The sequence below is a fragment of the Aureimonas sp. OT7 genome, from assembly GCF_014844055.1.
Classification (GTDB): Bacteria; Pseudomonadota; Alphaproteobacteria; order Rhizobiales; family Rhizobiaceae; genus Aureimonas; species Aureimonas altamirensis_A.
Genome location: NZ_CP062167.1, coordinates 3,044,404 through 3,069,585, shown reverse-complemented (window position 1 = coordinate 3,069,585; position 25,182 = coordinate 3,044,404). Strand labels below are relative to the sequence as shown.

Annotated in this window: 27 protein-coding genes; 12 read left to right on the top strand and 15 right to left on the bottom strand. The window is 64.6% G+C overall.

All coding sequences use genetic code 11. From position 1 onward, the window contains the following. Positions 1-334: 334 nt before the first annotated feature. Positions 335-895, bottom strand: a complete 561-nt coding sequence (locus tag IGS74_RS14600) for a polysaccharide biosynthesis/export family protein (RefSeq protein ID WP_192387098.1) — start codon at positions 893-895, stop codon at positions 335-337. A gap of 65 nt (positions 896-960) precedes the next feature. Next, positions 961-1,170 carry a DUF2842 domain-containing protein gene (locus tag IGS74_RS14595; RefSeq protein ID WP_039196080.1) on the bottom strand — a complete coding sequence of 70 codons (210 nt, stop codon included), beginning with the start codon at positions 1,168-1,170 and terminating at the stop codon, positions 961-963. A 140-nt stretch (positions 1,171-1,310) separates the two neighbouring features. On the opposite strand from IGS74_RS14595, the gene IGS74_RS14590 reads away from it, so the two are divergent. Next, positions 1,311-2,408, top strand: a complete 1,098-nt coding sequence (locus IGS74_RS14590; RefSeq protein WP_039196077.1) for a COX15/CtaA family protein — start codon at positions 1,311-1,313, stop codon at positions 2,406-2,408. Here the strand turns inward: IGS74_RS14590 and argC are convergent, their stop codons facing one another. From argC to IGS74_RS14565, 5 genes are all read right to left on the bottom strand, one after another. Then, positions 2,409-3,329, bottom strand: a complete 921-nt coding sequence (gene argC, locus IGS74_RS14585) for an N-acetyl-gamma-glutamyl-phosphate reductase (protein ID WP_192387096.1) — start codon at positions 3,327-3,329, stop codon at positions 2,409-2,411. It lies immediately after the preceding gene. After that, complete coding sequence (gene speB, locus IGS74_RS14580; RefSeq protein WP_192387094.1) at positions 3,326-4,303, bottom strand: agmatinase; 978 nt, start codon at positions 4,301-4,303, stop codon at positions 3,326-3,328. Before speB ends, argC begins: the two co-directional genes overlap by 4 nt. 79 nt (positions 4,304-4,382) lie before the next feature. Then, the gene (gene rpsI / locus IGS74_RS14575) at positions 4,383-4,856 is read right to left on the bottom strand and encodes a 30S ribosomal protein S9 (protein ID WP_039196071.1); all 474 of its coding nucleotides are present in this window, start codon (positions 4,854-4,856) and stop codon (positions 4,383-4,385) included. After that, entirely contained in the window at positions 4,856-5,320 is a 465-nt protein-coding gene (rplM, locus tag IGS74_RS14570) for a 50S ribosomal protein L13 (RefSeq protein WP_039196146.1), read from the bottom strand. The genes rpsI and rplM overlap by 1 nt, the downstream gene beginning before the upstream one ends. Before the next feature lie 224 nt (positions 5,321-5,544). Next, on the bottom strand, positions 5,545-6,588 hold the full coding sequence (locus IGS74_RS14565) for a heme-binding protein (RefSeq protein WP_192387092.1): 1,044 nt from the start codon (positions 6,586-6,588) through the stop codon (positions 5,545-5,547). 239 nt (positions 6,589-6,827) lie between these two features. On the opposite strand from IGS74_RS14565, the gene IGS74_RS14560 reads away from it, so the two are divergent. Continuing rightward, positions 6,828-7,652 carry a polyphosphate kinase gene (locus IGS74_RS14560; protein ID WP_192387090.1) on the top strand — a complete coding sequence of 275 codons (825 nt, stop codon included), beginning with the start codon at positions 6,828-6,830 and terminating at the stop codon, positions 7,650-7,652. A 19-nt stretch (positions 7,653-7,671) separates the two neighbouring features. Here the strand turns inward: IGS74_RS14560 and metC are convergent, their stop codons facing one another. Beyond that, positions 7,672-8,814, bottom strand: coding sequence for a cystathionine beta-lyase (gene metC, locus IGS74_RS14555; protein ID WP_192391820.1), 1,143 nt, complete (start codon positions 8,812-8,814; stop codon positions 7,672-7,674). A gap of 235 nt (positions 8,815-9,049) precedes the next feature. Here metC and IGS74_RS14550 point away from each other — a divergent pair, with 235 nt between their 5' ends. The 5 genes from IGS74_RS14550 to IGS74_RS14530 all read left to right on the top strand — a co-directional run bounded on the left by IGS74_RS14550 (position 9,050) and on the right by IGS74_RS14530 (position 15,069). Continuing rightward, positions 9,050-10,069, top strand: a complete 1,020-nt coding sequence (locus IGS74_RS14550) for an amino acid ABC transporter substrate-binding protein (protein ID WP_192387088.1) — start codon at positions 9,050-9,052, stop codon at positions 10,067-10,069. A 79-nt stretch (positions 10,070-10,148) separates the two neighbouring features. Next, a complete protein-coding gene (locus IGS74_RS14545; RefSeq protein WP_192387086.1) occupies positions 10,149-11,339 on the top strand; it encodes an amino acid ABC transporter permease in 1,191 nt (396 codons plus the stop codon). A gap of 55 nt (positions 11,340-11,394) precedes the next feature. Further along, positions 11,395-12,894 (top strand): amino acid ABC transporter permease, encoded by a 1,500-nt coding sequence (locus IGS74_RS14540; RefSeq protein ID WP_192387084.1) that lies wholly within the window; start codon positions 11,395-11,397, stop codon positions 12,892-12,894. A gap of 70 nt (positions 12,895-12,964) precedes the next feature. Further along, a complete protein-coding gene (locus IGS74_RS14535) occupies positions 12,965-13,738 on the top strand; it encodes an amino acid ABC transporter ATP-binding protein (RefSeq protein WP_192387082.1) in 774 nt (257 codons plus the stop codon). A 140-nt stretch (positions 13,739-13,878) separates the two neighbouring features. Then, the gene (locus tag IGS74_RS14530) at positions 13,879-15,069 is read left to right on the top strand and encodes an AI-2E family transporter (RefSeq protein WP_192387080.1); all 1,191 of its coding nucleotides are present in this window, start codon (positions 13,879-13,881) and stop codon (positions 15,067-15,069) included. A 51-nt stretch (positions 15,070-15,120) separates the two neighbouring features. On the opposite strand, the gene IGS74_RS14525 is transcribed toward IGS74_RS14530, so the two are convergent. From IGS74_RS14525 to IGS74_RS14515, 3 genes are all read right to left on the bottom strand, one after another. Then, positions 15,121-16,941, bottom strand: a complete 1,821-nt coding sequence (locus IGS74_RS14525) for an OmpA family protein (protein ID WP_246722581.1) — start codon at positions 16,939-16,941, stop codon at positions 15,121-15,123. Positions 16,942-17,043: 102 nt separating this feature from the next. Beyond that, complete coding sequence (locus IGS74_RS14520; RefSeq protein ID WP_192387078.1) at positions 17,044-18,234, bottom strand: FAD-dependent oxidoreductase; 1,191 nt, start codon at positions 18,232-18,234, stop codon at positions 17,044-17,046. After that, positions 18,206-18,460, bottom strand: coding sequence for a zinc-finger domain-containing protein (locus tag IGS74_RS14515; protein ID WP_039194190.1), 255 nt, complete (start codon positions 18,458-18,460; stop codon positions 18,206-18,208). The genes IGS74_RS14520 and IGS74_RS14515 overlap by 29 nt, the downstream gene beginning before the upstream one ends. A gap of 153 nt (positions 18,461-18,613) precedes the next feature. Here IGS74_RS14515 and IGS74_RS14510 point away from each other — a divergent pair, with 153 nt between their 5' ends. The 3 genes from IGS74_RS14510 to IGS74_RS14500 all read left to right on the top strand — a co-directional run bounded on the left by IGS74_RS14510 (position 18,614) and on the right by IGS74_RS14500 (position 20,608). Beyond that, the gene (locus tag IGS74_RS14510) at positions 18,614-19,399 is read left to right on the top strand and encodes an alpha/beta hydrolase (protein WP_192387076.1); all 786 of its coding nucleotides are present in this window, start codon (positions 18,614-18,616) and stop codon (positions 19,397-19,399) included. 75 nt (positions 19,400-19,474) lie between these two features. Further along, a complete protein-coding gene (gene cysE, locus IGS74_RS14505) occupies positions 19,475-20,296 on the top strand; it encodes a serine O-acetyltransferase (RefSeq protein WP_039193133.1) in 822 nt (273 codons plus the stop codon). Between the two features lie 96 nt (positions 20,297-20,392). Then, positions 20,393-20,608 (top strand): DUF3126 family protein, encoded by a 216-nt coding sequence (locus IGS74_RS14500; RefSeq protein ID WP_039194193.1) that lies wholly within the window; start codon positions 20,393-20,395, stop codon positions 20,606-20,608. 76 nt (positions 20,609-20,684) lie between these two features. On the opposite strand, the gene IGS74_RS14495 is transcribed toward IGS74_RS14500, so the two are convergent. After that, a complete protein-coding gene (locus IGS74_RS14495) occupies positions 20,685-21,284 on the bottom strand; it encodes a transglutaminase-like cysteine peptidase (RefSeq protein WP_039193136.1) in 600 nt (199 codons plus the stop codon). A 462-nt stretch (positions 21,285-21,746) separates the two neighbouring features. Here IGS74_RS14495 and IGS74_RS14490 point away from each other — a divergent pair, with 462 nt between their 5' ends. Together IGS74_RS14490 and IGS74_RS14485 are read left to right on the top strand one after the other, a co-directional pair. Next, positions 21,747-22,475: a rhomboid family intramembrane serine protease gene (locus IGS74_RS14490; protein ID WP_246722579.1), complete on the top strand. Its 729-nt coding sequence runs from the start codon at positions 21,747-21,749 to the stop codon at positions 22,473-22,475. A gap of 72 nt (positions 22,476-22,547) precedes the next feature. Beyond that, positions 22,548-22,985 carry a CBS domain-containing protein gene (locus tag IGS74_RS14485; protein WP_192387074.1) on the top strand — a complete coding sequence of 146 codons (438 nt, stop codon included), beginning with the start codon at positions 22,548-22,550 and terminating at the stop codon, positions 22,983-22,985. Positions 22,986-23,006: 21 nt separating this feature from the next. Here IGS74_RS14485 and IGS74_RS14480 read toward each other — a convergent pair whose 3' ends face one another. From IGS74_RS14480 to folE, 3 genes are all read right to left on the bottom strand, one after another. After that, a complete protein-coding gene (locus IGS74_RS14480; RefSeq protein ID WP_192387072.1) occupies positions 23,007-23,945 on the bottom strand; it encodes a patatin-like phospholipase family protein in 939 nt (312 codons plus the stop codon). A gap of 86 nt (positions 23,946-24,031) precedes the next feature. Then, complete coding sequence (hisI, locus tag IGS74_RS14475) at positions 24,032-24,439, bottom strand: phosphoribosyl-AMP cyclohydrolase (protein ID WP_192387070.1); 408 nt, start codon at positions 24,437-24,439, stop codon at positions 24,032-24,034. Continuing rightward, positions 24,436-25,056 (bottom strand): GTP cyclohydrolase I FolE, encoded by a 621-nt coding sequence (gene folE / locus IGS74_RS14470; RefSeq protein WP_039193159.1) that lies wholly within the window; start codon positions 25,054-25,056, stop codon positions 24,436-24,438. The genes hisI and folE overlap by 4 nt, the downstream gene beginning before the upstream one ends. Positions 25,057-25,182: the final 126 nt, after the last annotated feature.

Sequence of the window (25,182 nt, the reverse complement as noted above, 5' to 3'; positions counted from 1 at the left end):
GCGCACCATGATCGTGTCGCCTGGAATGACGGGGTCTGTAATCAGGACACGGCCTGTCATGACCTGCCCGTTCACCGCCCGCGTCAGATCCACGCTCGCCTGGCCGGCCGCGGCCTTCTCTGACCATCCTGCATCGCGGCGGCCCCTGGCTGCCGCGATGCTCAGAACCGGTCGCGCACCATGATCGTGTCGCCTGGAATGACGGGGTCTGTAATCAGGACACGGCCTGTCATGACCTGCCCGTTCACCGCCCGCGTCAGATCCACGCTCGCCTGGCCGGCCGCGGCCTTCTCTGACCATCCTGCATCGCGGCGGCCCCTGGCTGCCGCGATGCTCAGAACCGGTCGCGCACCATGATCGTGTCGCCTGGAATGACGGGGTCGGTAATCAGGACACGGCCTGTCATGACCTGCCCGTTCACCGCCCGCGTCAGATCCACGCTCGCCTGGTCGGCCGAGGGGGCGAAGCCGCCGGCGGCGGCGATGGCGTTCTGTACCGTCATCCCCGGCAGAAAGGCATGGCGGCCCGGCCCGCCGACGCTGCCCATGACGAAGACGGGGCGATACTCCGTCACCTCGACCGCGACGCTTGGGTGCAGCAGGAAGCCGTCGCGGAACCGCGCTTCGATCGCGCCCTGCAATTGGCTGGTCGTCTGCCCGCGCGCCGGAACGTTGCCGATCAGCGGCATCGAAAGATAACCGGCCTGGTCCACGGCGTACTGGCTGGAAAGATCGTCTTCGCCATAGACGGTGATGCGAAGCCGGTCGCCGGAATCGACATAATGCTCGCCGGTCAGGGCAGGGTGGAAGGCCGGGGCGGGTGGCTGATACGTCGTGCAGGCAGTGGCCAGCGAAGACGCGCAGAATGCCGCAGCCAATCCACCGAAACGTGCCATCTCATCCGCCGATCACAATTCTTGGTTAACCATAGTCTCATCATGGTTAACCAAACGCTAAGTCGTCAGCGGCGCGGCGGCGTCTCCATCCACTTGATGATGACCATCGCAGGCAGGATCCAGACAAGACCGGTCAACAGGAAGTAGAGAAGCTGCACCCAGCCGCTCGCATTGGCCAGCGTGGCGGAGGCGATTGCGGTGGCGACGATCGCGTACAGGATCACGATGACGATCAGGAGCACGGTGCCGATCAGTTTTTTCAGGCGGATGGGCATTCGGCGATCCTGTGTTGACCGCATTTTGACCGGGGCTCCGGAGGGCCCGCTTGCGGCATCATCGATTTGGGTCCAAATGATCGCTTTGTACGCCGGACGCAAGGCCGGATGTGCGACACCGTATCTGGAATGGCATCCCCATGGTCGACACGCAGCTTATCTCACGGCAGCCGGCCGGCACACGCGCCGGAACGAAGGGCTCCAACCGGGCAATCCGGCTCTGGCTTTATCTGGCTGCCGCGATGGTATTCGCCCTGGTGGTGGTGGGCGGCGCGACGCGATTGACCGAATCCGGGCTTTCCATCACCGAATGGAAGCCCATTCACGGCATTATCCCGCCATTGTCCGCCGCCGAATGGCAGGAAGAGTTCGACCTCTATCGCCAGATACCGCAATACCAGCTTGTCAACCGGGGCATGAGCCTGGATGCGTTCAAGACGATCTTCTGGTGGGAATGGGCGCATCGCTTTCTGGCGCGGGGCGTCGGCGTCGTCTTCGCGCTCGGGCTCGCCTTCTTCTGGGTCACGGGCCGGCTCGAAAGCCGCCTCAAGCCTCGTCTTCTCGGCATTCTCGCGCTGGGTGGCCTTCAGGGCGCCATCGGATGGTGGATGGTCGCCTCCGGCCTGACCGAGCGGACCGACGTCAGCCAGTACCGACTGGCGGTTCATCTGACCACCGCCTGCATCATCTTCATCGCGACCCTTTGGGTTGCCGAGGGACTGCGTCCCTTGCGGCCCGATGCCGCCCCGTCGCGCGGCAGCCGGCGCATGGCACTGGCCATCGTGTTCCTCTGCCTGTTCCAGATCTATCTGGGCGGGCTCGTCGCCGGCCTCAATGCGGGCCTTGCCTATAATACCTGGCCGCTGATGGATGGCGCGGTTGTGCCGTCCGGCCTGTTCTCGATGCAGCCCGTCTGGCACAATTTCTTCGAGAACGTGAAAGCGGTCCAGTTCTTCCACCGGCTGGGCGCCTACCTGCTCCTGACGGTGGTGATCATCCATGCCGTGCGCTGCCTGCGCGCAGCGCCGTCCGCCCATTATTCGCTGGGGGCGCTCTGGCTGGTGGGCGCCGTTGTGGCACAGGCGGGCCTTGGCATTGCAACGCTTCTGCTGCACGTCCCCATCGAATGGGCCTTGCTGCACCAGGCCGGGGCAATCGGCGTGCTTACGCTTTCCGTGGTTCACGCGCGGCCGATGTTTCCGCGCGTCGGGGCGCCCGAAGGCGCCAGGGCCGCCTGATCAGGCGGCCAGCATCAGATCCATGTTCTGGACGGCGGCGCCGGAAGCCCCTTTGCCGAGATTGTCCAGAAGCGCCACGAGGTTGACGCGGCTTGCGTCCTTCGATGCGAAGACATGCAGCTTCATACGGTCGGTGCCCGCCAGTTCCGTCGGGTCCAGCCGTTTTGCGCCCGCGCTTTCGGTCAGCGACGCCACCGTTACGATGTCCTGGCCCTCGTAATGCTCGGCCAGCGCCGCATGGATGGTTTCCGGTGAGACGCCCGCCAGGTGCAACGGCACCTGCACCAGCATGCCCTGCGCGAAACGCCCCACCGACGGCGCGAAGATCGGGTCCCTGGGCAGCCGTCCATAAGTCCGCATTTCGGGGAGGTGCTTGTGTTGCAGGTCCAGCCCGTACAGGAAATGCGGGGCGGTGATGGCGTCCTCCCGCGTCGGGTCTTCCATCTGGGCGATCATCTGCTTGCCGCCGCCCGTATAGCCGGACACCGCATTGACCGAAACGGGATAGTCGGCCGGCAGCAGGCCGGCGTCCCGCAGCGGACGCAACAGCGCGATCGCCCCTGTCGGGTAGCAGCCCGGGTTGGCGACGAAGCGGGCTTCCCGGATGCGCCCGGCCTGTTCCGGCTCGAGTTCCGCAAAGCCGTAGACCCACCCTTCGGCGGTGCGAAACGCGGTGCTGGTATCGATCAGCCGCGTCGAACTATTGCCGCCCAGAAGGGCGACCACGTCCCGCGAGGCATCGTCGGGAAGGCACAGTATCGCGATATCGGCCGCATGCAGCATCTCCTCGCGCAGGTCGGCATTGCGCCGCTCCGCCTCGGGAATGGACGTCAGCTCGATATCGTCGCGGCGGGCCAGACGTGCGCGTATCTGAAGGCCCGTCGTGCCGTGTTCGCCGTCGATGAAGATGCGCGGTTTCATGCCTGCCTTACTCCGCTTTCGAGCTTTTCGGCCCTCAGGCCGAGCATATACATAGCCACCGTGGCGGCAGCAATCGAGGTCATGTCCGCGTGGTCGTAGGGCGGAGACACCTCGACCACGTCCGCACCGACGATGGGCAGGTGGCCGAGCTTGCGCAGCACCGACAGCATCCGCGCGCTGGAGGGTCCGCCGGCCACGGGCGTTCCCGTGCCCGGTGCGAAAGCCACGTCCAGGCAGTCTATGTCGAATGTCAGGTAAGAGGGGCCTGAACCGGTCCGTGCCGTGATGCGCGCGGCAATCTCGGCGGCGCTCATCTCGTCCAGCGCGTCGCCATGGATGATCTCGATGCCGCAGCTTTCAGGCGCATGGGTGCGGATGCCCACCTGGATGGACCGCTGCGGATCGACGATGCCGGCCCCGACCGCCGCGATCAGGAACGAGCCGTGGTCGACGCGTTGCGTGCCATCCGCCGCGATGGCGATGGGCCATGTATCCTGGTGCGCGTCGAAATGGATCAACCCGAGGGGGCCGTAAGCGTCCGCATGAGCCCGCAGCAGCGGCCACGTGATCGAGTGGTCGCCGCCAAGCGTCAACAGGAAACCGGTTTGCGCGACAAGCGTGGACGCCTCCGCGCGGATCGTGTCATGCGCGGTTTCCGGCAGGCGATAATCGAGCAGGCAATCACCGTAATCGACAACGCTCATCCGCTCGAACAGGTCGATGCCGAAGGGATATTGCGGGTCATTGTCGAAGATCGTCGAAGCGCGGCGGATGGCTGCCGGCCCGAAGCGTGCGCCGGGCCGGTTCGAGACCGCGCTGTCGAACGGGATGCCCCAGACGGTAACGTCGGTGCCCGATACGTCCTTGGTGAAGCGGCGACGCAGAAACGAGGGCACACCCGCATAGGTCGGGTCGGATGCCGCACCGGTATTGCCGGAGGCGGTGAACGCGTGGTCGATCGATTTTCCAGCCATGGCGATACTCCGCTCGCAGAAAAGAAAAGGGCCGCAGTTTCCTGCGGCCCTCGTAAGTTCGAAATGAAACGCGAGAATGTCAGCGCTTCGAGAACTGGAACGAACGACGGGCCTTGGCCTTGCCGTACTTCTTGCGCTCGACCGTACGGCTGTCGCGCGTCAGGAAGCCACCCTTCTTGAGAACCGAGCGCAGGCCCGGCTCGTAGTAGGTGAGGGCGCGCGAGATACCGTGGCGCACGGCACCGGCCTGGCCGGAAAGACCGCCGCCGGCAACCGTGGCGACGACGTCGAACTGGCCATCGCGCGCTGCCGCGACGATGGGCTGACGCAGCACCATCTGCAGCACCGGACGGGCGAAGTATTCCGAGAAGTCGCGGTTGTTGATGGTGATCTTGCCGCTGCCCGGCTTGACCCATACGCGGGCAACCGCATCCTTGCGCTTGCCGGTCGCATAGGCGCGGCCCTGGGCGTCCAGCTTCTGGACATGGACGGGCGCTTCCGGCTGCGCGGCCGGGCTGGCACCGAGATCCTGGAGGGAATTCAGATCGGCCATTATGCAGCCCTCGTGTTCTTGGCGTTGAGCGCCTTGACATCCAGCGTTTCAGGCGTCTGGGCCGTATGCGGATGTTCCGCGCCGGCGTAGACGCGCAGGTTCTTCAACTGGCGGCGGCCAAGCGGGCCACGCGGCAGCATGCGCTCGACGGCTTTCTCGAGCACGCGCTCGGGGAAGCGACCTTCGAGGATCTCGCGCGCCTTGCGCTCCTTGATGCCGCCGGCATAGCCGGTGTGCCAGTAGTAGGTCTTGTCCTGGAACTTCTTGCCCGTGAACACCACCTTGTCGGCGTTGACGATGATGACATTGTCGCCATCGTCGATGTGCGGGGTGAAGGTCGGCTTATGCTTGCCACGAAGGCGGAGTGCGACGAGCGACGCGAGGCGGCCTACGACAAGCCCTTCGGCGTCGATCAGGATCCACTTCTTCTCGACCGTCTCGTTCTTTTGCGAGAAGGTTTTCATCTCAATGCCCTTTGGAAAGGTGCGTTCGGAGGCCGGGGACATCCCCAACACACGAAAAAGGCGACCGATCGGCCGCTTTCGACGCATCCCATAACGGCAAACTCGGCGACAATCAAGGCGCCACCTGCAAATTTCGACCGGCTTTAAGCGCGCGAAACCCCCGGAAAGCCGGGGGTTTCGCTATGAGGTATTATGAAACCACAAGGAGTGGTATCATGCTACCATCAGGATTCGACTTCGATCAGGATCTCGTTCCGGCGCAGGAAACCCGGGGTCCAGGGCGGGTTGTAGAAGGCGTAGACCGGGTCGCCCTTCTGCTTGAGGTTCTCGTCGGCAAGATAGTTGTAGAGTGCCATCAGCTTCTTGCTGGCGAGCGAGGCGTTGAACACGCCCCCGAAGCGGATCGCCACCATCCGGCGTGCCGGCACTTCCTCGATGCGCACATCGTCCGTCTCCGGAGCCGGCAGGCTCGACTTGGAGTACTTGCTCGGCATGATGAAGCGGATCGCCCAGCCCTTGGCCTTGCCGTCGCCCTCGGACAATTGCTGCAGGACCGGCGTCGTCATGGCGATCTTCTTGCCGGACCTGTTGTGGGCACGGATGAAGTTGTAGAGCGCCTCGAAACCGAGGCGGCGCGCCTTCTCGTGGTAGCCACCCTTGACCGTCTCGGCAACGAGCATGGCCTCATAGTCGCGGATCTCGATGTCGCCTTCCTTCCGCACGACGTCGTAGTCGGGCTCTTCCGCGTGCTCGGCGATCTTGTTGCTGGCATACAGCGCCGCGCCCGCGGCAAGCACGACGCCACCCACCACCACGGCCGTCGACAGGCCGGGATTGTTGCGGACATGGTCCAGCAGGCCCTGCGGGCGGTGGCGGCGGCGCAGCGCCTTGATATCCGATGCGGCTGGGAGGCGAAGGCTGCCCAGCGCCGGCGTGATTGCCGGCAGGTAGGAACGGAGCGTTCCCGCACCTTCCCGCATGTGATCGCCCACCTCGTGTGCGCCGGAACGCAACGAGCGCTGGGCGCGGTCGAGTTGATTGCGCGCTTCGTCGGCGCTCGGCAGATGCAGGTTGGAGAGGAAATCCCAGCGGCTCCGCTGCTGCGGCAGGCCGGGCAGGCGGGCGACCTCGCGCTTGAGCCGCTCGAACGTACTCGGCTTGGGGTTGACCCGGTCGGCTATCTGACTTTCGAGATCAGCGATCCGGTCACCGATATCACTGAGGGCATCCGTCAGCCTGTCATAGGCCGTGGGCTTGTCGCGGAACATGCATAATCTCCTGCGCCTGGCTTTGGTCTTTTGTCGGGCAGCTACGAGCCCCCGCCACGCCGGTAGGCGTTCCGGTCCTAAACGTCGCAGGTCACGCTTGGTTGCGATCTCATTGCGATCGCCCATGCAGCAACCAAATCGTCGGATATGCGTTTTAGAACCGTCGGGTTTCGTGACCTGATACTCCAGCCAGACTTTAAGAGCGGCCTCGTGCCGCTCTATTTTTTCGGGGATACGGCATGGACGCAACCATTTCCACCGCGGCGGGTGTGCCCCGACTGGACCGTCTGGACATGGGGCAGCATCTCGACAAGGCAGCGTACGCGCATCGCAAGAAGGCTGTGCAGAAAACCCTGGTACGGATACAGCAGGCGTACCTGAACACGGGCGACAGCGCCGTCGTCGTCTTCGAAGGGTGGGATGCCGCCGGCAAGGGCGGCACCATCAGGCGGATGTCGGCCGTGATGGATCCGCGCGGTTTCAAGGTATGGCCGATCTCCGCACCGTCCGAGGCCGACAAGCAGCGTCACTATATGGCGCGCTTCTGGGAAAAGCTGCCGTCGAAGGGCGGCATCGCCGTCTTCGACCGTTCCTGGTACGGCCGGGTTCTGGTCGAGCGCGTCGAGGGCTACGCCACCGAGGCCGAATGGCGGCGCGCCTATGACGAGATCGTCGCCTTCGAGCGGTCGCTGACCGATGACGGCATCCGCATCGTGAAGATCTTTCTTTATATCACTGCCGACGAGCAGTACGTGCGCTTCCGGGATCGCATGGAGGATCCGCTGAAGCGATGGAAACTGAGCTACGAGGATTTCCGCAATCGCGACAGATGGTACGAGTATGAGGATGCCGTCAACGACATGCTGGCGCGGACGGGTGCCCCGGATGCGCCATGGGTTCTCGTGCCGGCAAACGACAAGCGTTACGCCCGCATGACGGCGCTGGAAGCGATCGCTGAAAGCCTGTCCGGTGGAATCGACCTCAAGCCGCGCCAGCCGCCGGATAAACTGCGCAAGCAATTCGAAAAGATGAAGCAGGATATCGCCCCGCGTCACCGGTCGTGACGCGGGGCGACGCCGAATGTCAGGCGTGCAACGCCTCCACTGCGGCGAAACCGCGCTCGATATCCTCCTTGAGGTCCGAGACATCCTCCAGGCCGATCTGCAACCGGATGACCGGCCCTTCGGCCGGCGCCTTGGCGGCGACGCGGTCGGACAGGTCCGGCTGGAGCGCCAGGCTCTCGAAGCCGCCCCAGGAATAGCCAAGTCCGAAAATCCGCAAGGCATCCAGGAAGGCCGCGGCCTCCCGGTCGCCGCCGCCGTCCAGGACGATCGAGAAGAGCCCGGTCGAGCCCGTGAACTGCCGCTCGTAGAGGGCATGGCCGGCGAATGAGGGGAGGGCCGGATGAAGAACCCGGGCGACGCCCGGATGCCCTTCCAGCCATTGTGCGATGTCCAGCGCGGAGCGGCCGTGCCGCTCGATCCGGGTGGGCATGGTGCGCAGGCCCCGCAGCGTCAGATAGGCATCGTCGGGGGCCGCATTGACGCCGAGGGCCATCTGCGCCTCGCGAAGGCGCCCGTAGGTTTCCCGCGTGGCCGAGACGCTGCCCAGCATCACGTCGGAATGGCCGGCCGGATACTTGGTCAAAGCGTGGATCGAGAGGTCCACCCCGTGTTGCAGAGGCTGGAAATACATGGGCGTCGCCCAGGTGTTGTCCATCATCGTCACGGCACCGCCCGCATGGGCGATTTCGCAGGCGCGCGCCACGTCGAGCATTTCGAACGTGTTGGAGCCGGGCGCCTCAAGAAAGACGACCCGCGTCTCGGGCCGCATGTGCGATTCGAGGTCGTCGTCCGGGTGGAAGTAGGTGATATCCACACCTGTGCGCTGCAGCATCTGTGTGCAGAAGCGGCGCGTCGGTCCATAAACGGAATCTACGCAAAGTAGATGATCCCCCGCGCCAAGGAACGCCAGAAGGGGTACGGTGATGGCGGCCAGGCCGGATGGCACGAGGATCGTTCCCGCAGAGCCCTCCATGACGTCCAGCGCCTTCTCGAGCGCCTCGGTGGTCGGTGTGCCGCGAAGCCCGTAAGTATAACGTTGCGTGCCCTTGCGCATGGTTTCGGTGTCTGGAAACAGCACCGTGGAAGCATGCACGACAGGGGGATGGATGAAGCCATCATGGGTCCCCGGATCCCACCCGGAATGCGCGGCTTGCGTGTGCAGATGACGATTATGTGTTGAGGACTTCTGATAGTTGCTCAAGTTTACGTCCTTTTGATCGCGGAACGGGCAGTAATTCCGAGTACACCTTTCGCTCGTGCAAAAAATGCGGCTGAAGCTTGACCTGCCAATTTTTATCGCATGTGATTGCCGCCAGTCGAAGTCATGGCGTGGATAGCGCGTGGCCTTATAGTCGGCAATGATTTCGATACGTTCATATTCAAACGGAAGGTGTTCTATGAAATTGAAGCTTCTGACTGCCGCCCTCTGCCTCTCGGCACTGGGTGTCGCGGCGGGGACCGCATCCGCACAGACGCTCGCGGCCACCAAGGAGCGTGGTGCGGTACGCTGCGGCGTCAACACCGGCCTTCCGGGTTTCGGCTATCAGAAGGATGACGGCGAATGGGCCGGCCTCGATGTCGATTACTGCCGGGCTATCGCCGCCGCCATCTTCGGCGACGGCACCAAGGTAACCTTCACGCCGCTCTCGGCCGTGCAGCGTTTCCCGGCCTTGCAGAACAACGAAGTCGACGTTCTGGCCCGCAACACCACCTGGACCATGAGCCGCGATACGGCGCTCGGCCTGGATTTCGCCGGCGTCAACTATTATGACGGCCAGGGCTTCATGGTGCGCGAGGCGCTCGGCGTCAATTCGGCGCTGCAGCTTTCGGGCGCCACGGTCTGCGTGCAGAGCGGCACCACCACCGAGCTGAACCTCGCGGACTATTTCCGTGCCAATAACCTTGAATACAACCCGGTCGTCATCGAGTCGCAGGCCGACGTCAACGCCGCCTACGACAGCGGCCGCTGCGATGCGCTGACCACGGATGCCTCCGGCCTCTATGCGTCGCGTCTCGAGCTCGGCAACCCGGACGAGCATATCGTGCTGCCGGAAATCATCTCCAAGGAGCCGCTCGGCCCGGCTGTGCGCCAGGGTGACCCGCAGTGGTTCGACATCGTGAAGTGGGTTCACTTCGCCCTGCTGAACGCCGAAGAGTTCGGCATCACCCAGGCCAATGTCGAAGAGATGAAGAGCTCCGACAACGTCGAGATTCGTCGCCTTCTCGGTACGGAAGGCACGTTCGGCGCCGATGCCGGCCTTCCGGCCGACTGGGCCGCCCAGGCCATCAAGGCTGTCGGCAACTATGGCGAAATGTTCGAGCGCAATGTCGGCGCGGGTTCGCCGCTGGGTATCGCCCGTGGCCAGAACGCGCTGTGGACGAATGGCGGCTTGCAGTACGCGCCGCCCGTTCGCTGAATTATCGCAATACCAATCGACCGCGGGCCCTTGAGGTCCGCGGTTTCTTGATTTCGCTTTAAAAATTTGACGGAACCTCATGACGGCAGACACACAGTCGTTGAAATCCGCTGAGGCTCGCGAAAGCCTTTGGACAAATCCCACGGTGCGAGGCCTGGTTATCCAGGTTCTGCTCGTCGGCGCCATTTTCGCGTTCGGCTGGTGGATCGTCCACAACACCGCAACCAACCTTCGCTCAGCCAACATCGCCTCCGGCTTCGGCTTCCTCGAGGGGAGGGCCGGCTTCGACATCTCCCAGGTGCCGATCGGCTATACGAGCGATTCCACCTACGGCCACGCGCTGCTGGTTGGTCTCGTCAACACGCTCATCGTCGCGGGGACCGGCATCGTCTTCGCGACGATTTTGGGTTTCATCGTCGGACTGGGCCGGCTGTCTCACAATTTCGTCGTGCGCAGCATGGCGACGGCCTATGTCGAGATCTTCCGCAACATCCCGCCGCTGCTGGTGATCCTGTTCTGGTATTTCGGCGTGCTGGCTGTGCTGCCGCTGCCGCGCCAGGCCATCGAGTTCCCGGGTGAGGTCTACCTCTCTAACCGGGGCCTGCAGACACCCATTGCCCTCTGGGGCGATCTCGCCTGGATGACGGGTGTGGCGCTGCTGGTCGGCATCGCGCTGACGTTCATCCTGGGCCGGGTATTCCGCGCTCAACAGATGAAGACGGGCAAGCGCCGCAAGCTATGGCCCATCGCGCTCGGCCTGATCGTCGCCCTGCCTCTGGCCGTCTTCCTTGCAACCGGCATGCCGGCAACGCTGGAAACGCCGACGCGAGGCACTTTCAACCTGACCGGCGGCTTCCAGATCCGGCCGGAATTCCTGGCCATCTTCCTCGCACTGTCCTTCTATACGGCGTCCTTCATCGCCGAAATCGTACGTGCCGGCGTGCTGGCCGTATCCAAGGGGCAAAGCGAGGCCGCGGCTTCGCTTGGGCTGCGCCGCAATCTGGCGCTGCGTCTGGTGATCGTGCCCCAGGCGCTGCGGGTCATCATCCCGCCGCTGACGAGCCAGTATCTCAACCTGACCAAGAATTCGTCGCTGGGCCTTGCGATCGGCTATCCCGATCTCGTTGCCGTCGGATCGACCGTTCTCAACCAGTCGGGCCAGTCTATCGAGGTCGTGATGATCTGGATGACGGTCTATCTCGGACTGAGCCTCACCGTGTCCATCCTGATGAACTGGTTCAACCGTCGCATGCGGCTGGTCGAACGCTGAGGAACCCCCATGAACCGCAATCATCTTCAGTTCTTCGATCGGGGGAAATGACCGCATGGAAGAACAAGTTTCCGCATATGTCGCCCGCGAACCGAAGGCGGCCCTGCCGCCGCCGGGCAGCGAAAGGGGCGTTTTCGGCTGGACACGCACGCATCTGTTCGCCACCCCGTTCGATAGCGTGCTGACCATCGTTCTGTCGCTGTTCGTCGCCTGGCTTGCCTGGAACATCTATCAGTGGGGCTTCGCCACCGCCGTCTTCACCGGGCAGGACCGTACGGCCTGTCTTGCGCAGGATGGACAGGCGGTGGGTGCCTGCTGGGCCTTCATCCGGGCACGATTCAGCCAGTTCGTCTACGGCCTCTATCCGGTGGACCAGCGTTGGCGCGTCGACCTGGTGTTCGCTGCTTTCGCCGTGCTTCTTGTCGCCGTCGCCATTCCGCGCGTGCCGTTCAAGAAGCTGACCGCCGTGCTGCTGCTCGCGGTGCTGCCGCCAGTGGCGCTCGTCCTGCTGACGGGCGGCCGTTTCACCCTCGGCGGCGGCGCGATCGCGCTCTTCTTCCTTATCGCGGCGGCTATCGCCGTGGCGCAGGCCGTTGCGAAGAGCCCGCTCGTCAACCGGCACGTGATGATGAAGGCGGCAAAGGTGCTGCTGGCGGTTTCGCTGGTGGCCATCTTTGCCAACTATGTCCTCAGTTCCGGCCGAGTCTCCATCCTGACCTTCCGGTTCTCGCAATTGTCGGCGGTCGCACTGTTTGCCGCGCTGGGTGCGAACCTGTTGGCGTTGGCGGCGACGGCCGCGACGGCGGAGCGCAAGTCTGCTGCTGTTTCCCTGATCGTACCGCCCATCGTGGCGGCAGCCCTCACGCTGGTGCTGACCACGCATTTCGGCCTGTCCCATGTTCCCACGAACCTCTGGGGCGGCCTGCTGGTGACACTGGTGGTGGCGGTTGTCGGCATCGTCGCATCGCTGCCCATCGGTATCCTGCTGGCGCTCGGTCGGGTTTCGTCCATGCCGGCGGTGCGGCTGCTCTCGGTGATCTTCATCGAGTTCTGGCGCGGCGTTCCGCTGATCACCGTGCTGTTCATGGCCAACTTCATGTTGCCGCTGTTCATGCCGGCGGGAACGAGCTTCAACCAGCTCCTGCGTGTCCTGGTGGGTGTCGCCCTGTTCTCTGCCGCCTACATGGCGGAAGTGATCCGCGGCGGGCTCCAGGCCATTCCGAAGGGCCAGTATGAAGGCGCCGACGCAATGGCGCTGACCTACTGGCAGAAGATGCGGATGATTATCCTGCCGCAGGCATTGCGGCTGGTGATCCCCGGTATCGTGAACACCTTCATCGGCCTGTTCAAGGATACGAGCCTGGTTTACATCATCGGTATCGCAGATCTGCTCGGTACGGTCCGGCGCGGCTTCAACGACCCGGCCTGGATCACCCCATCCACGCCGGCCACGGGCCTGGTCTTTGCCGGTTTCGTTTTCTGGTTGTTCTGCTTCGCCATGTCGCGCTACTCCATCTACATGGAAGGGCGCCTGAGTACAGGCCACAAGCACTAGCCGAATGATCGATCCCACGGCGGTCGCCCCCGCGGCCGCCGGCCTTCCCCCAATATCTCGGAGTTTCGGCATGAGCGTTGAAACAGCGGCCAAGGTGGCCACCAAGACTGGCGAAACCGCCATCGAACTCATCAACGTCAACAAGTGGTACGGCGAGTTCCATGTACTGCGCGACATCAACCTGAAGGTCCGTACAGGCGAGCGTATCGTCGTCTGCGGTCCATCCGGTTCCGGCAAGTCCACGATGATCCGTTGCATCAACCGGCTGGAAGAACACCAGAAGGGCCAGATCATCGTCGACAATGTCGAGCTGACCAACGACCTCAAGAAGATCGACGTGGTGCGTCGCGAGGTTGGCATGGTGTTCCAGCACTTCAACCTGTTCCCGCATCTGACGATCCTGGAAAACTGCACCCTTGCCCCGATCTGGGTGCGCAAGATGCCGAAGGCCAAGGCCGAGGAAATCGCGATGCACTATCTGACCCGGGTCAAGATCCCGGATCAGGCGCATAAATATCCGGGCCAGCTTTCGGGCGGCCAGCAGCAGCGCGTGGCCATCGCCCGCTCGCTCTGCATGAACCCCAAGGTCATGCTGTTCGACGAGCCGACCTCGGCGCTCGATCCGGAGATGATCAAGGAAGTGCTGGACGTCATGGTGGGCCTGGCGGAAGAGGGCATGACCATGATCTGCGTCACGCATGAAATGGGCTTCGCACGCCAGGTCGCCGATCGCGTCATCTTCATGGATGCCGGCCAGATCGTGGAGCAGAACGTGCCGGAAGAGTTCTTCCGCAATCCGCAGCACGAGCGCACCAGGCTTTTCCTGTCGCAGATCCTGCATTAAGCCAAACGGCAACCCTGGAATTCCCCAAGGGGTGGCGCATCGCGCCGCCCCTTTTGCATCCGGCGGGGCCGGAGTCCGCTGCCGGCGGAACGACCATGCCTGCGACACGTTAGCTCACCAGATCGAGGGGTGGGACTACGATGGCAGACGACAGGTCTACAGACGAGGGCAAGACGATTGTCGCCCCGAATATCGGGCTCGTCACCAAGCAGACCGTTCAGGTCGGACCTCGTTGGGCCGTCATCGGCATCTTCCTCATTCTCTTCGGGGGCATGCTGTACCTGACGGCAAGCTTCATCCTGCCGGTCGTGTTCGCGCTTCTGTTCGCCCTGGTGCTCAGCCCCATCGTCCGCTTCTTCCGGCGTCGGCTCAAGGTGCCCGAGCCGATCACCGCGATCTTCCTGGTTCTCGGTACTCTGGTCGGCCTGACGGCGATGTTTTACGCCCTCAGCGATCCCCTGACGCAGATCGTGCGCAACGCTCCGACCTATGCGCAGGCCGTGGACCGCGAGGTGTCGTCTGTCCGGGAGCAGTTTTCCAGGCTCACGCGCCTGCGCGGTGGCGCGGAGGACGCAACTGCCATCACGGTGCCGCAGGACGAGGTCCAGGGACCGCCGGAGGACGAGCCGCGCGAAGTGGTGGTGCGCTCGCCCACGCTGCTGGACACGGCTGCCAACAGCGCGCCGCAGATGCTGGCGGGCATCGGCTTCGCCCTGATCTTCCTGTTCTTCCTTCTGGCATCGGGGGACCTGTTCCACCAGAAACTGGTCCAGTCCATGCCGACCTTCTCGGACAAGAAGCGGGCGCTCTCCATCGCGCATGAGATCGAGAAGGAGCTGTCACGCTACCTGTTCACGATCACGCTCATAAATATCGGGCTGGGCGTCGCCGTGGGATTCAGCCTGTGGCTGGTCAACATGCCGACCCCGGCCGTTTTCGGCGCTCTGGCCACCGTCCTGAATTTCATTCCCTATATCGGCGCGATCGTTGGCATGGCGTTGGTGGGCGTCATCGCGTTGGCGGAATTCGGCGATGTGACCGTGGCGTTGATCCCCGTGCTGGTCTACCTTGCCTGCACCTCGCTGGAAGGGCAGTTCCTGACGCCGATGATCGTCGGTCGGCGGCTGGAGATGAATGCCGCCGCCGTGTTTCTGTCCGTGGCCTTCTGGGGCTGGATCTGGGGTGTGACCGGCATGTTCCTGGCGGTGCCGATCATGGTGGGCGTGAAGATTCTCGCCAACTATGTGGACAGCCTGCAGCCGCTCGGAAACTTCCTGGCATCCGACAGGACGCCTCCTGCCCAGGAAGATCACGCGCCAGCCGCCCGTTGAGGCGGAGAGACAGTTGGGGAAAAGGGGCCGCCGGGGCGGCCCCCCTGGCATTCATCGCTGGCTGGTGACCACCGGCTTGACCAGCGGGGTTATGCGCCGAAGCGTGACGCGACGGTTTTCCCGGTTGGGCTCCTGCGTCTCGACCTTCAACTGCTCCTCGCCATAGCCCTGTGTGATCAGGTTTTCCGGCGGGATGCCGAAATACTCGGTCAGCGCTACCGCAACGGATTCCGCGCGGCGATCCGATAGCGCAAGGTTGGCAATGTTGCTGCCCACCGCGTCCGTATGGCCCTCCAGCAGGAAGGATTCCGAGGGGTTCTCCTCGATCACCCTCGCAACGGCGTCGGCCAGGGCCTGCAGATTTTGCACCTCGTCCTGCTCGATATCGGCAGAGCCGAACGCGAAGTTGATCGTCGCCAGATCGATACGCCGTACCTTGTCGCGAATACGGGCCGAGCGCCGTACCTCGTCTATCGAGTAGATGCGCTCCACCGTCTCGACCGGCGGGGCGACGATCGTATCGTAATAGAGGTCTTCGTCGGGCTGCATCACATCCACGATGTAGCGGTCACGCGGGATGGCGACGCGCAGCGGCGGCAGGTCCGCTCCCGCGTCATAGGCATAGCCGGCGCGCTTGTCGTCTTCGGCGTAAGGATCGTAGAACAGGACGTCCTCGCGCCCGTCGGGGCTGATGCGCGAGCGCTGGATAACGTCGCCATATGCGTTCGTAATGGTCACCACCTGCACGCCATTGTCGCGGACCACCGTTTCACGCGTCATTCCGTGTGGAAGCTGCTCCACGTAATAATCGCGGGAATCGCGCTGCAATCGCTGCCGGTCGTCCGGGCGAATGAAGTAGGAGGCCGCGGCGCCGGCCGCCGCGCCGGCAAGGCCCGCTCCGACGATGGTCAGGATATCGCGGTTGCCCGATCGCTCCACGATTTCGACGTCCGGCGGCAACTGCGGCTGCGGCGCGGCCTCGATCCGCTGGCCGGCCTGCCGTGTGATCGGCTGGATCTGCACGGGCTCGACCAGGCGTTGCACACGGGCATCGCTGGCGTCGATCTCTCCGGGCGCGACGGGTGCGGTCTGGATCGCCGCATCGACAGGCTGCGGCTGCTCTGCCGGCGGCGCGGCCTCGGCCGGGGGCGGCGGCGGGGCGGCCGCTTCCGGCGCGGGCGCTTCGACGCCCGGCGGCGGTGTCGGCTGCGATGGCGGAACAGGTACTGGTTCGGTTGCGCCGTCGGGTGCCGGCGCTGCGTCCGGGGCGGGCTCCGGGGGCGTCGACGCTGGCGGGGCCGTCTCTTCCGGTTGCGGCGGGACGTCGCTCTCGGTCCCCTGGTCGACGGGCAGGTCTTCCGGGTTTCCGACGGCGGCGTTGGGGTCCGCCCGCGTCTCGGAGGCGGGCGGCACGGGCGAGGGAGGCGCAGGCGCAGGCTCGGCAGGAACGGGTTCTGCCGGAGCGGGCTCTACGGGGGCCGGCTCTTCCACCGGGGCGGGAGGAGGGGTCTCCTCTGCCGGCGGGGCGATCTCCTCGGCCGGCGCGGGGGGCACTTCGACCGGCGGTTGCGGAATGGGCTCGGGTCGAGGTTCGGGCTGCGGCTCGGGTTCGGGCTGGGGTGCAGGCTCCTCCACCGGAGGCGGCGCCGGCTCTTCGGCCGGTGGCGGCGGGGTAACCTCGGCCGGCGCTTCGGTCGGCGGCTCCTCGATCGGGGGCGCCGGTTGCGGCTCAGGCTCCGGTGGTGGTGGCACTTCCTGCTGCGTTTCGGGCGCGGGCTCCTGAGCCATCGCGGACAGCGGGCCGGCAAGCGCCGTCGACGTCACGAGCGCTCCGATACAGGCCAGGCGGGCGGCCTCTTTGATTTTCGACACGGATCGACCTTTTCCTATCTGTCCCTTGCAGATGTCGGGTGCATTGCCTCGCAGTTCTTCGTGCCGCAAGGCGCGCCCGGTCGACTGTCAGCTAGCGTTTCTTTACGTTGTTTCAAAGGCGGACCCGGTCAATTCGGGTGGCGTCCAGTCGTAGAGCCATGACAGCGATGCCGCCAGCCGGGCCGGCGGCGTCAGGCGCATGACCGCATCGCGCGCCAGCGAGAACGGGCGCGGCAGGTGGTAGATCCGGTCGTGGAAGCGTACCCGTTTCAACACCCTGGCAATGCGTGGCCGCCGAAGCGCCTCGTAGCGTTCCAGAGGAGCAGGCGCGCCATCGGCAAGGCAGGCGGCCAGCACGGCCGCATCCTCGATGCCCATGGCCGCGCCTTGCGCCGCGAAAGGCAGCATGCCGTGCGCTGCGTCGCCGACAAGCACGATGCGGTCGCCCGTCGTGTAGGGGCGCGTTGCCGGAACGGCGGACATGGGCCAGCAGCCGACGAAGGTGCCGTCCCGGATGATATCGACAAGGCCGGGGGCGGCATGAGGCGACAGGGCGCCCGCCAATCGGGCGGGGGAGCTGTCGTCCGGCGCCACGAAATCGGTGCGCGCGATGACGACGAGGTTGAGCAAGTCTCCGGCGTGGACAGGGTAGGCTACCGCGTGCCAGCGCGCGTCCAGCCAGGCTGCTATGCCGCCGGCCTCGCCTTTGCCGGCAGGCCGCAGAAACCGCCAGGCCGCGTAGGGGGAAAGCCCGGGCGGCGCAAAGCCGAGGCCCGAGGCGACGGCGGAATGGACGCCGTCGGCCGCCACCACAAGCGCGAACTTATGTGCGTCCGCCCCGAAGGCCAGGAGCACCCCGGCCTCGGTTTCGCGCACCTCCGTCAAGGTGTGGCCGAAGCTCAAGGTGATCGCGTCATTGCCGAGGGCCGCGTCCAGCAGCACGGAATGCAGGTCGGCGCGATGGATGGACAGATAGGGCGTGCCATCGGCGGCCTGCACCGGCACCTCGGCCAGGGCGCGGCCGGTACGCCCGTCACGCAACGTTACCGCCGCGGCAAGCGTACCACGCGCCGCCAGCGCCTCCAGGCAGCCGAGCCGGGCCATGACCCGCAGCGCATTGGGCGAAAGCTGGATACCGGCACCGACCGGCTGGGCCGCTGCGGCGCGCTCGAAGATGCGAACGCGAAAGCCGGCGCGGGCGAGGCACAGGGCTGTCGTCAGCCCGGCGACGCCGGCTCCGACGATGGCGATGTCGCGCAAGGCCTCAGGCAGCGCGCGCGCGCGGATCCTCATAGTAGCACCCCGCCGGCACCGTTTCGTCGTAATGCAGGGCGGCGTTGAAGCGATACAGCGTCGAGCAGTATGGGCAGACCTTTTCGGTCTCGTCGCCCATGTCGAGATAGACGTGGGGATGGTCGAAGGGTGCCGTCGCGCCGACGCACATGAATTCCTTCACGCCGATCTCGATTGTGGCGTGTCCGGCGTCGTTCTGGAAATGGGGCGTTGCGTGCGCGGCCATGAGACCGTCTCCGTTCATTCTGCGTGTCGCGTCGGCGCGGACCATATTGGAAAGGGGCCCGGTAAGGCAATGCTTCGATTATATCGCGCCGGGGGTAGCCTTTTGCGAAGCGGGTGGGGTAACAGGCAGGCAGGATCGGCACGGGAACGCGGCATGGAAACCTTCGAGAACGATGGATTGAAAATCGCCTATCTTGACGAAGGGCCGCGCGACGGCCTGCCGATCCTGCTCGTGCACGGGTTTGCTTCGTCGGCACGCGTCAACTGGGTGGAGCCGGGCTGGATCCAGACCCTCGGCGATGCCGGCTACCGCGTCGTCGCCCTCGATCATCGCGGCCATGGCGCCAGCGACAAGCCGCACGATTCCGCCCTGTATACGCCTCCCGTCATGGCGGGCGACTCCATAGCCCTTCTGGATCATCTATCGCTGAAGAAGGCGGTATGGTTCGGCTATTCCATGGGTGCGCGCATTTCTGTATTCGCCGCGCTGGAGCATCGGCCCCGTGTCGCGGCACTTATCCTGGGCGGCCTCGGCTACGGCCTCGTGGAAGGCGTCGGCGACTGGGACCCGATCGCCGAGGCATTGCTGGCCCCGTCGCTCGACGATGTCACGCATGAACGCGGCCGCATGTTCCGCAGCTTCGCCGACAGGACGCGCAGCGACAGGCTGGCGCTGGCCGCCTGCATCCAGGCCAACAGGCAGGAACCACCGCAAGAGGCGATCGCCGCGCTCGACGTGCCCACGCTGATCGCCGTCGGCACGAAAGACGATATCGCCGGATCGGCCGAGAAGCTGGCGCAGTTGATGCCGGATGCCGAAGCCCTTGCGATCGAGGGCCGGGACCATATGCTTGCGGTGGGAGACCGCACCTTCAAGGCGGCGGTCCTGCGCTTTCTCGGCGAACGCGGGTTCACGCCCGATGCTTCCTCGTTTAATTGAAGCATCCGGGCTGACGTGGACCGCGCGCCAGACTATCTATCTCTGAACCGGCGTTGAGGGCATGCAGGAGCTTTTATGAGCGTCATCGGCAATAAGACACGCGAGCGCCTCCAGGCTGTCGACCCGATCTGGCTGGGCATCCGCGACGAAGCGCTGGCCATCGGCGAAAGCGAACCTGCCCTCAGCGGTTTCATCTACGCGACGATCCTGAACCACGATACGCTGGAAACGGCGCTGGCGCACCGCGTCGCCTCTCGCCTCGGCCATCCGGACGTGCCGGCCGCGCTGATCGTGCAGGCATTCGGCCAGATGGCGGCTGCCGAGGCCACGTTTGCCGATACGCTCCGCATCGACCTGCAGGCCGTCTTCGACCGCGACCCGGCCTGCGAGCGGTATGTCGAGCCTCTATTGTATTTCAAGGGCTTCCACGCGATCCAGACGCACCGGCTGGCGCACTGGCTGTGGCATCAGGGCCGGCGCGATTTCGCCCTGTATCTGCAGTCGCGCTCGTCTTCCGTTTTCCAGACCGACATCCACCCGGCCATGCACATGGGCCGCGGCATCTTTCTGGATCATGCCACGGGCCTCGTGGTGGGCTTCACGGCGCGGATCGGCGACAATGTCTCTATCCTGCAGGATGTGACGCTGGGCGGAACGGGCAAGGAATTCGGCGACCGCCATCCCAAGATCGGCGATGGCGTCCTCATCGGCGCTGGGGCCAAGATCCTCGGCAACATCGAAATCGGCCGCTGCTCGCGCATAGCGGCGGGATCCGTCGTCCTGAAGGAAGTCCCGCCCAACTCCACGGTGGCGGGCGTGCCGGCAAAGATCATCGGGACATCCGGCTGCCCCGAGCCGGCGCGCAGCATGGACCAGTGCACCGGCTGCGACGGCTAGTTCGTTGCCTGGCGGGGCGTCATTGCCTCGGCCCCGGTAGGCTGCCCAACATGAAATCCGTCCGCATAGGCGGACCGAACAATCAAGGAGATGCCCGTGAAGGGTGATGAGATCAGAAAGCTCGAATCCTACCTGAAGAAGACCTTCAAGGGTGGCGACATCGAAGTGCGGGCGCTGCCGAAGAAAAGCGGCGATACCGCGGAAGTCTATGTCAACGACGAGTTCGCCGGCCTGATCGCCAAGGATACGGACGAGGGCGAGCTCTCGTACCATTTCACCATGACGATCCTGGATATCGATCTGGAAGATTGATCCGCCTGATCGGATACCTCGAAACCGAAAAGGGCCGCCGCGGCATCGCGGCGGCCCTTTTCATTGCGGTCGATGGTCAGCGCACGCTGCCAACCAGCATCATGTCGCGGTCGTCGGCGATGCCGGCCCACTTGCCGGAATTCGCTTCCGCCTGACGCTTCAGGAAACGGTAGGGCGTATCGGTCCAGCGCAGCACACGCTCGTCGAGATTGTCGAGGACGTAGTCGCCGGCGTCGGTACGCACGGTCAGTACGGCATGGCCTTCGCCGTTCGGCTGCTGGACGACGGTGATGAGAAGGGAAGAGCGCGGCAGGCCGGCCTTTTCAAGCATGTACTGCTTGAGAAGCGCGAAGTCCTCGCAGTCACCCTCGGTGGTCGGGTAGGACCAGAGCTCCGGCACGCCGTGCATTTCCAGATCGGTCTTCGGCGTGATCGCCGTGTTGACGGTGTTGTTCACCTCTACGATCAGGCGCCACGTGGCGTCGTCCATGCGGGTCAGCCGAATTTGCCGGTTCGGCTGGCATTGCTCGGGATAGGACTGGCAGAACACGTAATGGCCGACCGGCTGGCTGGTCGGTCCGGTTACCGGCATGTCTGCCTTGGCGGGGGCGGTAAACACCCCGAGAACGAACCCGATTGCCACAGTGCTGATGGTCAGAAACTTGTTCACGGCCATGTCTCCCGTCTTCGGGAATGACAATGGCAGCGCCGTTTTACCGGCTTTCCAAGACGCAGGAGACAATCTGTCTCAAATCCGTGGCGGGCCGTTCAGACCTCGTGCTTGCGGCCGCCTGAAGCCGTTTCAATGCATTTCAGCGGCGTCGGTAACGTCCCCGCAAGCTTAAAAGAGTGCGAATTCAAACAGGTTTCCAGCCGCCGGCGCCGTTCCCGCAATTGCCGGGCCAAACGTTAATGGGGACATGCGCCGGGGCGGCGCCGGCGTTAACCTGTCCAAAGGCGTGCGGATCCGGCAATCGTAAATTCGGGTGCAAGGTCGCTTAACGGCGCATGATGCCCGGGTTAATGGAGGCGGGGGATAACCCCCCTGAAAGGGCCGCTTTCGCCATGAAATAATCTGGATGGCGGTGAAAACAGGCTTTATCAAAGGTTTATCCGCTCCTTCAAGGACACCTCCCGCGTGACGCCAGAGTATCGGCCCGTACGGCCATCCAATCCGCCGGCCTTCAACATACCGGGCATCGTGCTGGCCACGATCGCGATCCTGGCGGCCATCCACCTCGTCAGGATGAACATCCTGAGCGAGGATTCGGACTTCAGGGTGTTGCTCGACTTTGCGCTGATTCCGGCCTGCTACTCGCTGCCGATACCCGAATGCCTGTCGCGGCCGGCCGGGTCGGATCTGTGGGCGCCGTTCACCCATGCCTTCCTGCACGGCAGTTGGGGCCATCTCGGCGCCAATGCCCTGTGGCTCGTCGCATTCGGCACGCCCGTGGCGCGGCGTCTGGGCAACGGCCGCTTCATCCTGTTCTCGCTGGCCGGTGCACTGGGGGGCGCAGCGCTGTTCTACATCATGAATCCAGACCTGCTGCAGCCGATGATCGGTGCATCGGGCGTCGTTTCGGCATTGATGGGCGGGGCGTGTCGATTTGCGCTGGGGGCGCCGGGCCAACTGACCTCGGGTGCGATCGCGCTTGCGCCGCGTATGACGGTCGCGCAGTCGCTGTCCAACCGTACCGTCCTCATATTCGCGCTCATCTTCTTCGCCACGAATATCGCCATCGGCTCCATAGACTTTGTCGGCGGTGGCGCATCCGTAGCCTGGGAAGCGCATCTCGGCGGCTTCGCCCTCGGCTTTTTCACCTTCGGCTTTTTCGACCCTGTTCCCTGGCGCAACACGCGCCATTGATCGACGCCGCGTCTTGCCGAAAGACCGCACCTGGCGCACCATCCACGCAAAGAGATCATTGCGGAGGAGACGATGACGGTCAGGCAGATACTGGAATCGAAGGGGCGGGCGGTCGAAACGATCAGCCCGGATGTCGCGGTGTCGGACGCCGTGGCGATTTTATCGGAGCGGCGTATCGGTGCGCTCGTGGCCCTGTCCGAGGGCGGGCGGGTGGCTGGCATCCTTTCCGAGCGGGATGTCGTTCGTATCATCGGCCGCGACGGCCCGGAAGCCTTGGCGCGCAAGGTGGCCGACGTGATGACGACCAAGGTGGTGACGGCGCGGGAAGAGATGACCGTGGACGAGGTGATGGACCTCATGACGCGCGGGCGCTTTCGCCACCTGCCGGTTTGCGAGGATGGCGTGCTGGTGGGGGTCATCTCCATCGGCGACGTGGTCAAGCGCCGGATCGAGGATGCCGAGCGCGAGGCCGAGGACATGCGCGCCTATATCCACACCGCCGCCGGTTGAAGCGGCGTCGCCCCGGCCCTGTCAGCGCCGGGGCAGACTTTCCGCCAGCCGGGCGATTTCCGGCAATTGCCGCTGCGCCTCGGCATAGCCGAGGTCTATCGCCTCGCGCGCGCGGAAAAACTCCGACATGCCGATATCCCGTACGCGGGGGTGCAGCGACAGGTCCGGCGGGTCGCCGGCCAGCCGGGCGCGCGATATGCGATCCTGGATGATGCCGAACGCATCCACCATGGAACGGGCGATGCCCACCTTGTCGCGCCGGATATCCTCGTCGCGCGGGGTATCGTCGCCGCCCTTGTCGGCGCCGGCGCGCAGCCGCAGTACGGCGGCCCGCCCGAACAGGTCGTAGTTCAGGTTCACGGCCACCACCAACGGCTCCTCGTAGGCGCGGCAGACGGCAACGGGCACAGGGTTGACGAGGGCCCCGTCCATCAGCATCCGGCCACCGCACTCCACCGGCAGGAACACGCCGGGAAGAGCGTAGGAAGCGCGCATGCCGGTGACGAGCGAGCCTGAGTCGATCCAGACTTCGTGACCGGTGCGCGCTTCGGTCGCCACGCAGACGAGGCGTTTGGGAAGAGCCTCTATCGACGTGTCGGACAGGGCCTCGACCAGTCTGCGGTTCAGCCGCATGCCGCCGATCAGCCCCGCGCCGCTGATGCTGAAATCCAGAAAGCGGATGATGCCGCGCCGGGTGAGGGAGCAGGCGAAGTCTTCCAGCGCATCGAGCTTGCCGGCCAGGTAGCACCCGCCGACGAGTGCGCCGATGGACGTGCCGGCGATCATGCTGATCGGTATGCGTGCCTCGTCCAGTGCGCGCAGGACGCCGATATGCGCCCATCCGCGCGCCGCGCCGCCGCCGAGAGCCAGCGCCACGCCATTGCGGGCGCGCTCCTGTACGGCGATGGGTTCGAGGCCGCCCCGGAAGGGTTCGTTACGCTTGAAGACGCGCTGGAACATGCAAGACCATCTGATTCCGCCGACCTTCCGGCCGTTTCGGAACCCAGACTAGATCATCGCACCGCCGAACGGAATCCTCGATCCGGTCAGGCGCCGAAACTCTTGGCGATGACCTCCGTCAACTGCCCGGACGGCTTGCCGAGTTCGATGCGCCGGTAGAAGCAGGACGTGCGGCCTGTGTGGCAGGTTTCCTCCGGCCGGGCGACGCGCACTTTCAGCCAGACGGCATCCTGATCGCAGTCGATCCGCATCTCCAGAATGGTCTGCAGCGCGCCGGACGTCTCGCCCTTCTTCCACAATGTCTTGCGCGAGCGGCTCCAGTAATGCGCGATCCCGGTGGCGACGGACAGGTCCAGCGCCTCGCGGTTCATGTGCGCCAGCATGAGTACGTCGCCGCTGTCGCCGTCCGTCACCACCGCCGTAATCAGGCCGGCTTCGTCGAAGCGCGGCATCAGCCGCGCGCCTTCCTCAAGGTCGATGGTGGTGTCGCTCATCGGTTCAGGATCATGGACAGGAAGCGGTCGCGTTCGGATTTGTCGTCCTTGAACACACCGTAGAACGAGCTGGTCGTGGTTATGGAGCCCTTGCTGCGGATGCCGCGCATCGACATGCACATGTGCTCCGCCTCGATCAGGACGGCAACCCCGCGCGGGGCGAGTGCGCCGTCGATGATGGCCGCGATTTCCTCGGTCATGGTTTCCTGCGTCTGCAGGCGGCGCGCATACAGGTCGACGACGCGGGCCACCTTGGACAGGCCGAGAACGCGCCCATCCGGGAAATAGGCCACATGCGCCTTGCCGATGATCGGCACCATGTGATGCTCGCAATGCGAGACGAAGTCGATATCGCGCACCAGCACCATGTCGTCGTAGCCGGACACCTCCTCGAAGGTGCGCGACAGGACATCGGCCGGATCGATGCCGTAGCCGCCGAAGATCTCTTCATAGGCACGCACCACACGTTGCGGCGTATCGACAAGCCCCTCGCGGCGCGGATCGTCACCGGCCCAGCGGATCAGGGTCTGGACGGCGGCTTCCGCCTCCTCGCGCGTGGGGCGCGGGGGGCTGTCCTGGCCCGTCGGCCCGGGAAACTTTCTGACGGTGGCGTCCATTCCTCAACCCTTGACCGCCGCGTCTTGTCATCTTCGGCTTTTGGAAGCGCGGCTTCACTCCTATATACGGATTCGATCCGCGGATGGGTAGATGCTCAACGCGCGGATGTATCCGCTCAGATGGTG